We start from the raw sequence: 11,728 nt of genomic DNA, 5'->3' as shown, positions 1-11,728 counted from the left end.
GGGGATGAAGGGTGAAGGGCGGTTAGGGTAGCTTGTCAAAACAGGAAATATCTCTGCGCAAACGGCAGCACGCCTGCCGGTTCGCACGTCAACAATTCGCCATCCGCCCGCACCTCATAGGTTTCGGGATCGACCTCGATATGCGGCATCGCATCGTTCAATAGCATCGACGCCTTGCCGATCCCCCCGCGCGTGTTGCGCACTGCCTCCAATGGCCGCGCCAGTTGCAACCGCTCGCCAATCCCGTCCGCTATCCCCGCAGCCGACACGAAATGCACTGCCGACAGCGCGCCCGCCCGACCCAGTGCGCCGAACATCGGCCGGTAGTGGACCGGCTGGGGCGTAGGGATGCTGGCATTGGGATCGCCCATCGGTGCGGTCGCGATGCTGCCGCCCTTGATCACCAGATCGGGTTTTACCGCGAAGAAGGCAGGGGACCACAGCACCAGATCGGCGAGTTTCCCCACCGCGATCGACCCGACGATATGGCTGATGCCATGGGCGATCGCCGGGTTGATCGTATATTTGGCGATATAGCGTTTGGCGCGGAAATTGTCGCTGTCAGCATCGTCCGATCCCAAAGACCCGCGCTGCTGCTTCATCTTGTCGGCGCTCTGCCAGCAGCGGATGATGGTTTCGCCGACCCGCCCCATCGCCTGACTGTCCGACGACATCATCGAGAAAGCGCCCAGGTCGTGGAGAATATCTTCCGCCGCGATCGTCTCCTTGCGGATGCGGCTGTCGGCAAAGGCGACATCCTCGGCAATGCGCGGGTCGAGATGGTGGCACACCATCAGCATGTCGAGATGTTCCTCGATCGTGTTGACGGTATAGGGCCGGGTCGGGTTGGTGGAGGAGGGCAGGACATTGGGCAGCCCCGCCAGCTTGATGATGTCGGGCGCATGACCGCCGCCCGCACCCTCGGTGTGGAAGGCGTGGATGGTGCGGCCCTTGAACGCGCCGATCGTGCTTTCGACGAAGCCCGCTTCGTTCAGCGTATCGGTGTGGATCGCGACCTGAATATCAAACTCGTCCGCGACCGACAGGCAGCAGTCGATCGCGGCAGGGGTGGTCCCCCAATCCTCATGCAGTTTCAGGCCGCACGCCCCCGCGCGGATCATTTCGACCAGCGCGGCGGGCTGGCTGGCATTGCCCTTGCCCATCAGGCCGAAATTCATCGGCATGGTTTCCAGCGCCTGCAACATCCGCCCGATATGCCAGCTGCCCGGCGTGCAGGTCGTCGCCAGCGTGCCATGCGCCGGGCCGGTGCCGCCGCCCAGCATGGTGGTGATCCCTGCGTTGAGGGCTTCTTCCACCTGTTGCGGGCAGATGAAATGGATATGCGCGTCGATGCCTCCTGCGGTCAGGATACGGCCTTCGCCTGCGATAATCTCCGTGCCGGGACCGATGGGAATGGTGACGCCCGGCTGGACGTCCGGGTTGCCCGCCTTGCCGATCGCGGCGATGCGCCCGTCGCGGATCGACACGTCCGCCTTGATAATCCCCCAATGGTCCAGGATCAGCGCGTTGGTGATGACCGTGTCGGGCGCGCCGTCCGCGCGGCTCATCTGGCCTTGCCCCATGCCATCGCGGATCACCTTGCCCCCGCCGAACTTCACCTCCTCGCCATAGACGGTCAGGTCGTCCTCGACCCGGATGAGGAGGGAAGAGTCGCCCAGCCGCACCCGGTCTCCGGTGGTGGGGCCGAACATCCCGGCATAGGCGCGACGGGGGATGGTTACGGGCATAATGCTTCCTTCTTCCCCGTTCGGGCTGAGCGAAGTCGAAGCCTTCTACTGAGCGGAGCGAAGTGGCTTCGCTTCGCTCTGCCGACCCCTTCGACTTCGCTCAGGGCGAACGGAGAGAGAAACGTTCTCACAATGCCCCCATCACATCGCCGCGAAAACCGATGACGATCCTGTCCCCCGCATAAGGGATCAACTGCACGTCGCGACTCTGCCCCGGCTCGAAACGCACGGCGGTGCCGGACGCAATGTCCAGCCGATAGCCGCGCGAAACCTCGCGATCGAACAGCAATGCCGGGTTCGTCTCGGCGAAATGATAATGGCTGCCCACCTGGATCGGCCGGTCGCCGCTATTGGCGACGGTCAGGTTGATAGGCACCCGCCCTGCGTTCAGGATGATTTCGCCGGGGGCGGGGATGATTTCGCCGGGGATCATGCGCTATTCCTCCACGACCGTTCGGGCTGAGCGAAGTCGAAGCCCTCGCCTGAACGAAGTGAAGGGGCTTCGACAGGCTCAGCCTTGCCCTTCGACAAGCTCAGGGCGAACGCGGGGGTAGAGGCAAGCGCGTTGTTACTCACCGGATCGGCCGATGCACGGTGACGAGCTTGGTGCCGTCCGGGAAGGTTGCTTCGACCTGAATGTCGTGGATCATCTCGGCAATGCCGTCCATCACCTGGTCGCGGGTCAGGACATGACCGCCGCTGGCCATCAGCGCGGCGACCGACTGGCCGTCGCGCGCGCCCTCCACCACATGGTCGGTGATCAGTGCGATCGCTTCGGGATGGTTCAGCTTCACCCCGCGCGCCAGCCTATGCCGCGCGACCATCGCGGCCATCGCGACCAGCAGCTTGTCCTTTTCGCGCGGCGTCAGGTTCATGGGATCAACAGTAGCAGATGGTGGGCATGGAGGGCGATAGGCCGAATATCGCGGCGCGCAACACGCCCGCCGCGCGCATCACATCCTTGCGCAGCGCCTGCGCGTCGTTGCGGGTCAGGCGCAAGATCAGCAGCCCGTCAAAGCTGGTCGCGCCGCCGGTCGGTGCCTCGACCAAAGTGCGGGCGAGATCGAGATAGTCGGCGGCATCCGGCCCGGCATAGACCAAGGTAGCGATGGCGCTGGCATCGCCAAAGCCGAAGGGCGCGCGGCCCTCTTTTGCGAAATCACCCTCGACATGCAGCGCATCCGCCCAGACCAGCCGTCCGCCCCGGCGGATGCGCCAGCTGTCGTGGATCAGCCCGCTTTGATAGCTTTCCCCCATGGCGCTGCGCCCCAGCACCAGCATCTCCATTGCCAGCATGCGCGCGTCAGGGGCCATGTCGGCCTCCAGCGTGCGGCGCATCCGGCTGCGATCGAACAGGATCGCTTCCTGCGCCAGCCATTCGCAGGTCGCGCCTGCGCCGATGCTGATGCGCGTGTCGATGCGGGTCGGTTCATCCTCGTCCAGCGCGCGATAGAGTTTCTCCGCCGCCTGCGGCACGATGGTCGCGGCGACGCCAGGATCGACGATGATGTCGAGCGCCAGACGGTCTCCCCCAGTCAGACCGCCGCAGGTGGTGACGGTGACGGCCAGCGGAAAATCACCCTCCCGCCCGTCGGGAAATAGCAGCCGGGCCGGGGCAACCTGCATCATGTCGCGAATGCCGCGCGGCCCGAACGCCACCATGGCGCGGCCATCGACGCGCTGGTGCCGGGACTTGGGCGGCACGGTGATGGCGCGTTGCAGGGTCATGGACAGCATCTGATCAGGCGCGGCAGGTCACGACATGGGGCATATGACGTATGGAACGAAAGGGCGGCTCTGGCCCGCCATCTACTGCGCCAAGCCTCAGGTTGTCGGACGCCGCCTGCCACCCCGCCCGTAACCCGGATCGACCTTCTCGGTCTTGCCCTCCTTCGCGGCTTTCTCGCCATAGCCCGGCTGGCCATGTTCGGTCGTCAGGTCGGACAGATAACCGACCTGCCTGATCCCCTTCTTGCGCATCGCCACCCCGGTCAGGCAGGCGTGCATGATGAAATTGGCGTTCAACGCACTGCGATAGGTCGGGTCCAGCACGGGGGCGAGTTCGACGATCTCGAAGCCCACCAGCTCATTTTCCGCGCACAGCCGCCGCACGATCGGAATCGCTTCCCGCATCGTCAGCCCGCCCGGAACCGGGGTGCCGGTGCCGGGGATGAAGGCGGGGTCCAGCACATCGACGTCGAAGGAGATAAAGATCTTCTTGCCGCTCTCGCGCGCTTCCTTCAGCGCCCTTTCCATGGTGGCGGCCCAGCCATTTTTCTCGATCTCCGGCATCGCATGGTAGCGCACGCCATTGTCGCGCATCCATTCAAAGCCTTCCTTTTCCGGCCACGGCCCGCGCAGCCCCACCTGGATATAATTTTTGCCCTGGACATGACCTTCCTTGACCGCGCGATAGACCGGGGCGCCATGGGTGATGAAATGGACGCCGCCCTTGCCCGCATCATAATGCGAATCGAAATGGACGACGCCGAAACTGCCCTTGCCATGGACATCGGCCAGCCCCGCGACATCGCTATATTCCAGGCTGTGGTCGCCCCCGACGATGAAGGGCAAGGCGCCGGTGCGGGCGATCTCCGCCACCCGTTCGCGGACATGAGCAACGCTACGTTCGGTCGACATATTGTCGATCGCGATGTCGCCATAATCGACGATCTTCAGTTCCTTGGATGGATCGACCATGGTGTACATGTCGATGCCGCCCGCGCCATATTGGGTCCGCATCGCAGACGGCCCGCCCTTGGCCCCGCGATAGCCCGATCCCATGTCGAGCGGCGCGCCGACGATCGCCACGTCCACCTTGCCCGCGACCAGATCTTCAGGGAAGATCGCGACCGGCGCTCCTGCAAAGGTAGCAATCCCGCCGCCATAGACGCCGCCGCCGCGACCGTTGGCGTAATAGCTCAGCTCGAACGGCCCCGGTTCGCGCTTGGGGTCCAGCCCGTCGGGGCGGCGCAGCTTCCAGCCGTTAAAATTCTCATTGTCCGTGTCGAGCGGGATCGCTGCCATATCGGTCTTGGCATTGAACTTCGACGCCTCGACCGCCGCCATCATCCCTTCGATATAGGCGTCGATCTCCTGCGGGGTCTTGGTTTGCAGCCGCTCGAACAATTTGTCGTAGGAACCGGCGAACATTTCGGCCGGGTCGGAAATCAGGAAGTCGCGCTTCGCCTTGGACAGGGTCTTGATCTTGGCTTCCAGCGCGGCGGGGATGGCGGGCTTGTCCGATTGCGCGATCACCGCCGCCGACGAAATCACCGTCGCGGCCAGCAGCGCGCCCAGTGCCATGCGTTTGAACGTCATACAGTCCTGCCCCCGATTACTGCGTCGCGGTAAGGCTAGGGCGCGATCCACCCGCAACCAATGGGGCGATTGACGTAGCTTTGCGCGGGACGCTGTGGTGCTGAACCGACTGGACAGATGCCTGCCGATCAGCCTCTAATGCGCGCGATACAGTCTAAGGTGGGCGAGATGGCGATCAGTCTGACGGTGAATGGAGCCAAGCGGCAGGTGGAGGGCGATCCGGCCAAGCCGTTGCTGTGGGTATTGCGCGAGGATCTCGACCTGGTCGGCACCAAATTCGGCTGCGGCGCGGGCCTGTGTGGCGCCTGCACCGTCCATGTCGATGGCCAGGCGGTGCGATCCTGCCAGACCTTGCTGGGCGATGTGAAGGGCGCGGCGATCACCACGATCGAGGGCGCGGCGGCCACGGATGTCGGCAAGCGCATTGCTGCCAGCTGGATCGCGCAGGACGTCCCCCAATGCGGCTATTGCCAGGCCGGGCAGATCATGAGCGCCACCGCTTTGCTCAGCCAGACGCCCAAACCCACGGACGAGGATATTGACGCGGCCATGATGGGCAATCTGTGCCGCTGCTCCACCTATGTCCGCATCCGCGCCGCGATCAAGGCAGCAGTCGCATGAGCGCCGCGACCCTCTCCCGCCGGGGCTTCATCTCCGCCTCGCTGATTGCGGGCGGCGGATTGCTGTTCGACCTGAACGTGGCGATCGCGCAAGCGGCGGACGGCACGCCGGTCATCCTCAACGCCTTCATCCGCATCCTGCCCGACAATCGCGTCATCATCGGCGCGAAAAATGCTGAGATCGGCCAGGGCGCCAAGACCATGCTGCCGATGCTGATCGCCGAGGAACTGGACGTCGACTGGGCGCAGGTCAGCATCGAACAGACCCATGCCGACGCCAGGATTTTCGGCGGCCAGAGCGCAGGCGGCAGCCGCACGACCCCGCGCGAATGGCTGCCCACGCGGCAGGCAGGGGCAGCGGCGCGGGCGATGCTGGTCGCTGCCGCAGCAGCGCAATGGGGCGTTGCGGCTGGCACGCTCACGACAGCCAGCGGCAAGGTGACCGATCCCAAATCGGGCAAGTCGATCCCCTACGCCGCGCTCGCGGCCGCCGCCGCAAAGCTCACTCCGCCCGATCCCGCAACGCTCACCCTGAAAGACCCGGCGAATTTCCGCATCATCGGCCAGTCCATCGGCGGGGTCGATACCCCTGCCATCGTCGCGGGCAAGCCGCTGTTCGGCATCGATTTCAAGCTGCCGGACATGCTCTATGCCGTGCTGGAAACCTGTCCGGCCTTTGGCGGCACCTTCAAATCGGCCAATCTGGACGCGGTCCGCGCGCTGCCCGGTATTGCCCATGTGCTGATGCTCAAGGGCAACGGCACGCCTGAATCGGGCTTTGACGGCGTCGCCATCCTCGCCAAAAGCTGGTGGACCGCCAATCAGGCGCGCGAGACGCTGAAAGTCGAATGGGACGACAGCGCGGTCACCGGCTTTTCAACGCAGGGCTATGCCGCGCAGGCGGCGACCCGCGCCAAGGGCAAAGCGGATGGCGACATTGTGCGCACCGGCGACGTCGATACCGCCTTCGCGTCGGCGGGCAAGGTCGTGACCGCCGATTACAGCTATCCCTTCCTAGCCCATGCGACGCTGGAGCCGCAAAATTGCACCGCTTTGTTCAAGGATGGTTCCATTGAAATCTGGGCGCCGACCCAGAACCCGGAAAGCGGGCGCGGGCTGGTGGCCAAGGCGCTGGGTCTGCCGCCGGAGAAGATCCGCATCAATTTCACGCGCATCGGCGGCGGGTTCGGGCGGCGGCTGATGAACGATTATATGGTGCAGGCGTCGCTTGTTGCCGCGCAGGTGCCGGGCGTGCCGGTCAAACTGCTCTTCAGCCGCGCCGACGACATGCGCCGCGATTTCTATCGCCCGGCGGGCTGGCACGGCTTCCGCGCCGCGCTGGACAAAAGTGGCGCGCTGACCGCCTTCCACGATCATTTCATCACCTTCGGCAAGGATGGCAAGCCGGTGCGGTCGGCCGAACTGTCGCCCGGCGAACTGCCCGCAGGCCTTTTGGACAATGTGCTGCTGGAACAAAGTTTCCTGTCGACCAACATGCCGACCGGCTGGCTGCGTGCGCCCGGCTCCAATGCGCTGGCCTTCGTCTATCAGGCCTTCATGGACGAAGTTGCGGCGGCGGCGGGCAAGGATCTGCCCACGCTCATGCTCGAACTCCTGTCCAAAACCGCGCAGGTCAGCCAGGGCGCCAACCGCCCGCCCTTCGTCACCGCGCGCGCAAAGGGTGTGATCGAGAAAGCGCTGGCCATGGGCGGCTGGGCTAACCGTAAATCGCTGTCCAAGGGGCAGGGCAAGGGCTTTGCCTTCTATTACAGCCATGCCGGCTATTTCGCCGAGGTGCTGGAGGTGGCGGTTGCCGACGGCGTGCCGAAGGTCAAAAATGTCTGGGTCGCGGGCGATGTCGGCAGCCAGATCATCAACCCGATCAACGCGCTGCATCAGGTGCAGGGATCGGTGATCGAAGGGCTGGGGCAGGCGCTGGCTGGACAGGTCATCACGCAAGCTGCAGGCGCGATCGAGCAGGCTAATTTCGACACTCACCCGCTCCAGCGCATCCCCGACACGCCCACCATCCACGTCGAATTCGTCAAGACCGATTACCCGCCCACCGGCCTTGGTGAACCCGCGCTGCCACCGGTGATCCCGGCTTTGGTCAACGCTATTCACGCCGCGACGGGCAAACGCATAAGGTCGCTGCCGGTCACGGCAGAGATGCTGGCGTAACGCGACATCCTTTGAGCGGGAAGCGTAGAAGATGGCGTGGCGTTTCTAACTTCCCGTCATCCCGGACTTGATCCGGGATCCATTCACGCAACCTTTGCGCATTTTGCGCAGAGGTAGAGCCAATGGATCCTGACTTCCGTCAGGATGACGGCGTCGATAATTGGCGGGCGGCCATCATAAGCGTTAGGGGGTGGGCCTACGCCACCTCGCGTCAGCACACTCCCCTAACCTCACACCCCATCATGACCCCTTCCAATGCAGGATTTCCTCTGTTCTACTTGATCGGATGGACGAACCATTCCCTGCCTCGCCAGCCGTAACCCACCTGTCATGTCGCCGTCGCGCCGCTCTGACCCCAACCCATGCGTCATTTGACGTAGAGGGACGCATCCAGCGCCTCGTCATAACCGCTATCGACGCCTGCCTGCCGGGCGCATGTGAAAGGGTGTTGCGCTGATGCGCCGACTGGTTGCCATGCTGCGCGGGATCGCCGCCCGCGATCCGTTCATCGTCTTTCTGGCCGCGGCGGGCGCGATATTCCTGCTCTACTGGGCGGTCACCGCCCGGCGCGAGACGATCGAGGTGCCGCGATCGGTGCAGCAAAGCCTGTCCGACGATTATGCGATGATGGCGGGCAAGGCACCCGACGCGGCCGCCAAAGCCAGGCTGATCCATGATTATGTCGCTGACGAACTGTTGTTCCGTGAAGCGGTGGATCGCGGGATGCACATGACCGACAAGACGACCAAGCAGCGGCTGATCGACCGCGTCCGCTTCCTGATCGCGGGTGCGCCGCCCGAACCGAGCGAGGACGCGCTGATCGGCTATTACGCCACCCATCGCGACCTCTACCGCGCCGAACCGCGCCTGTCGCTTACCCATGTGTTTTTCGAAAACGCGCCTGCCAATGCCCCTGCGCTGCTGGCACGGCTGCAATCGGGCGGGGCGGTGAAGGGCGATGATTTCTGGATGGGGCATGACCTGCCCGATTATGGCGTCTCGATGCTGCGCGGCATGTTCGGCGCGCCCTTCCTCGACGCGGTGAACAAAGCGCAGACCGGCACATGGATCGGCCCGCTCCGCTCGACCCGCGGCTGGCATTTTGCGCGGGTGCAGGACCGGGGCGCAGCGGCGATGCTCCCCTATCCGGCGGTGCGCGATCAGGTGAAACAGGATTATCTGGCGGCAGAAACCGGCGCGCTGGTGGACAAGGAAGTCGCCCGGCTGGAGGATCGCTATCATATCCGGGTGGAGCCATAATATGATGGTTCGCGCGCTTTGGATGTTATTCCTGCTGCTGGGCCTGGCCGCCCCGGCGCAGGCGGATATATTCCGGGTCGGCGACTATAGCATCCAGCCGGGCATCGACCCCGGCAGCTTTGACCTCAGCGCCTCCATCCCCTCGGTGTTGGCCAGCAATGCCTCGCTCGGTTTGCCCGACGGGTGCCGGGAAAGTGTGCGTGAGCGGTTCAATGAGGCGACCGTCACCCGCTATGCCATCACCATCGCCTGCGACCGCGCCATCGCCCCCGATGACGTCATCCTCACCCCCTGGGCAGTCGATGGCGGCACGTTCCTCTCCACCGCGACCGGCACCCGCGTCCGGCAGGCGCTCCAGCCCGACGGCGACAGCCTGTCGTTGCCGATCGGCGCGGTCGCCGCGCGCGAGCGGGCGCTGCCGGAGATTGCGGTCGATTATACCTGGGAGGGGATCGTCCACATTCTGGGTGGCTGGGACCATCTGGCCTTCGTGCTGTGCCTCTGCCTGCTGGCGCGCGGGCGCTTCCTGCTGCTGCTCGTCACCACTTTCACCATCGGCCATTCGCTCAGCCTGGCGCTGGCTTTTTTCGATGTCGTGTCAGTGCCGGTGCCGCCGGTCGAGGCGGTGATCGCGCTCTCCATCGCCTTCATGGCGCGTGAGGCGATCCGTACCCGCGACGATGCGCTTCCCGATCCGGGCAAGCAACGTCGCCAACTGGCGGTGGTGGCCAGTTTCGGTCTGCTCCATGGCCTTGGCTTTGCGACGGTACTGCGCGAACTGGGCGTCGCGCCGCAGGAGCGACTGCCGGGGCTACTCTTCTTCAATGGCGGGGTCGAACTAGGGCAGCTATTCTTCGTCGGTTGCGTGCTGAGCGTTATGACGCTTGCCGCAATTTTCGACCGGCAGCAGATGGTGCGGCAGGCGGCGCTCTATGGCGCGGGGATTGTCGGCTGTTTCTGGATGATCGAGCGGGTGGTGGGCTTCACCATGGGGTCGGCATGAGCCTGGAGGCGCGGGCGCGCGCGGCACTGGAGCGGGGTGATCTGGCGCAGGCGGCGCAGGCGGCGCAGCAAATGGCGATGATGCATCCCGACCAGCCCGCCGGCTTCTTCCTGCTGGGGCTGGCGGCGGCGGAAGCGGGCCAGGTGGCCAAGGCGCTGCCGATGCTGGAGCAGGCGGTGGCGCGCGGGCCGGTGGCCGAGCATCTGGCCCAATATGCAAGGCTGCTGATCCTGCTGCGCCGCGATGGCGAAGCGGGGCAGGCGGCGCGGCAGGCGCTGGCCCTGGGCGGGGCGGATGCGCTGACGTCCGACACGATCGGCTGCGTGCTGGCGCGGCTGGGCGACCATGAGGCATCGGTGCTGCCGTTTGAGGCCGCGGTCGCGGGCGAACCGGACAATCTGGACTATCGTTACAATCTCGCCGCTGCCTGCGGTTTTACCGGGCGTGTGGAGGCGGCGCGGAACCAGTATGAGGCGATCCTGTCCGCCAATCCCGGTCATGCCCGCGCCCATTATGCGCTCGCCATCCTCTCGCGCCAGACGGAGCAGGCCAACCATGTCCCCCGGCTGGAGGCGGCGTTGAGCGCCGCGACCCGCCCAGACGATGCGCTGCGCATCCGCTATGCGCTGGCCAAGGAGGCGGAGGATCTGGGCGATGCGCCCGCCGCCTTTGCCCATCTGAGCCAGGCCAATGCCGCGCATAAACGCGCCATCGGCTATGATTTTGCGCAGGACGCGGCGATCTTCGACGCGATCGACCGGCTATTTGGCGATGGGCCACCGCGCGGATGGGGTGCGGGGCTGGTGGAGGACGTGCCGCTCTTCATCGTCGGGATGCCGCGGACCGGCACGACATTGGTGGACCGAATATTGTCCTCCCACCCAGACGTCGGGTCAGCGGGCGAATTGCAGGCGATGCCGCTGGCGGTGAAGCAACTGGCGGGCACAAGGTCACGGCTGGTGATCGACCCGGAAACGATCGCGGCCAGCGCGGCGGTCGATCCGGCGGCGATCGGCCAGGCCTATATGGCCCGCGCCAGCCATCATCGCCCGCCGGGCAAGCCCCACTTCATCGACAAGCTGCCCGCCAACTTCCTCTATATCGGCCATATATTGCACGCCTTGCCCCAGGCACGGATCGTCTGCCTCCGCCGCCACCCGATGGACACGCTATGGAGCAATTATAAAAATCTCTTCGCCAGCCAGTCGGCTTATTATGCCTATAGCTATGACCTGATGGACATAGCCCGTTACTATACGCGCTTTGACCGGCTTATGGCGCTATGGGAACGGCTGTTTCCCGGCCGGGTATTGCAACTATCCTATGAAGCGCTGGTCGCCGATCAGGAAGGGCAGACGCGGCACCTGCTTGCCCATTGCGGGCTGCCATGGGATGCCGCCTGCCTGTCCTTCCACGAAAATGAAGCGGCTGTCGCAACGCCGAGCGCCGCGCAGGTCCGCAGGCCGATCAACGCCGATGCCGTAGCCCGCTGGAAAGCGCATGAGGGGGCGCTGGCCCCGGTGCGGGACTGGCTGGCGGGGCAGGGGATAGAGGCGAAATAGGGACGACCCGCCAATGGAAGGCCGCCCCCAATA

At 64.9% G+C, this 11,728-nt stretch carries 10 protein-coding genes; 5 read left to right on the top strand and 5 right to left on the bottom strand.

Features of this window, described 5'->3' with window-relative positions; translation table 11 throughout:
• Nucleotides 1-35: 35 nt before the first annotated feature.
• The 5 genes from ureC to ACODSR_RS12280 all read right to left on the bottom strand — a co-directional run bounded on the left by ureC (nt 36) and on the right by ACODSR_RS12280 (nt 5,069).
• A complete protein-coding gene (gene ureC, locus ACODSR_RS12300) occupies nt 36-1,748 on the bottom strand; it encodes an urease subunit alpha (RefSeq protein WP_489076850.1) in 1,713 nt (570 codons plus the stop codon).
• A 127-nt stretch (nt 1,749-1,875) separates the two neighbouring features.
• Entirely contained in the window at nt 1,876-2,181 is a 306-nt protein-coding gene (locus ACODSR_RS12295) for an urease subunit beta (RefSeq protein ID WP_489076848.1), read from the bottom strand.
• A 139-nt stretch (nt 2,182-2,320) separates the two neighbouring features.
• A complete protein-coding gene (locus tag ACODSR_RS12290) occupies nt 2,321-2,623 on the bottom strand; it encodes an urease subunit gamma (protein ID WP_489076846.1) in 303 nt (100 codons plus the stop codon).
• A 4-nt stretch (nt 2,624-2,627) separates the two neighbouring features.
• Nucleotides 2,628-3,476: an urease accessory protein UreD gene (locus tag ACODSR_RS12285; protein ID WP_489076844.1), complete on the bottom strand. Its 849-nt coding sequence runs from the start codon at nt 3,474-3,476 to the stop codon at nt 2,628-2,630.
• Between the two features lie 96 nt (nt 3,477-3,572).
• Entirely contained in the window at nt 3,573-5,069 is a 1,497-nt protein-coding gene (locus ACODSR_RS12280; protein WP_489076842.1) for an agmatinase family protein, read from the bottom strand.
• Nucleotides 5,070-5,237: 168 nt separating this feature from the next.
• On the opposite strand from ACODSR_RS12280, the gene ACODSR_RS12275 reads away from it, so the two are divergent.
• From ACODSR_RS12275 to ACODSR_RS12255, 5 genes are all read left to right on the top strand, one after another.
• Complete coding sequence (locus ACODSR_RS12275) at nt 5,238-5,690, top strand: (2Fe-2S)-binding protein (RefSeq protein ID WP_489076841.1); 453 nt, start codon at nt 5,238-5,240, stop codon at nt 5,688-5,690.
• Nucleotides 5,687-7,870: a xanthine dehydrogenase family protein molybdopterin-binding subunit gene (locus ACODSR_RS12270; RefSeq protein ID WP_489076839.1), complete on the top strand. Its 2,184-nt coding sequence runs from the start codon at nt 5,687-5,689 to the stop codon at nt 7,868-7,870. The genes ACODSR_RS12275 and ACODSR_RS12270 overlap by 4 nt, the downstream gene beginning before the upstream one ends.
• Nucleotides 7,871-8,326: 456 nt before the next feature.
• Nucleotides 8,327-9,130: a peptidyl-prolyl cis-trans isomerase gene (locus ACODSR_RS12265; protein WP_489076837.1), complete on the top strand. Its 804-nt coding sequence runs from the start codon at nt 8,327-8,329 to the stop codon at nt 9,128-9,130.
• Nucleotide 9,131: 1 nt separating this feature from the next.
• Nucleotides 9,132-10,133, top strand: a complete 1,002-nt coding sequence (locus ACODSR_RS12260) for a HupE/UreJ family protein (RefSeq protein ID WP_489076835.1) — start codon at nt 9,132-9,134, stop codon at nt 10,131-10,133.
• Nucleotides 10,130-11,695: a tetratricopeptide repeat-containing sulfotransferase family protein gene (locus tag ACODSR_RS12255; protein ID WP_489076833.1), complete on the top strand. Its 1,566-nt coding sequence runs from the start codon at nt 10,130-10,132 to the stop codon at nt 11,693-11,695. Before ACODSR_RS12260 ends, ACODSR_RS12255 begins: the two co-directional genes overlap by 4 nt.
• Nucleotides 11,696-11,728 lie beyond the last annotated feature (33 nt).

The organism is Sphingobium sp. FG125 (assembly GCF_057809795.1).
The sequence above is the reverse complement of the archived record's forward strand: the minus strand, read 5'-3'. Positions and strand labels throughout refer to the sequence as shown.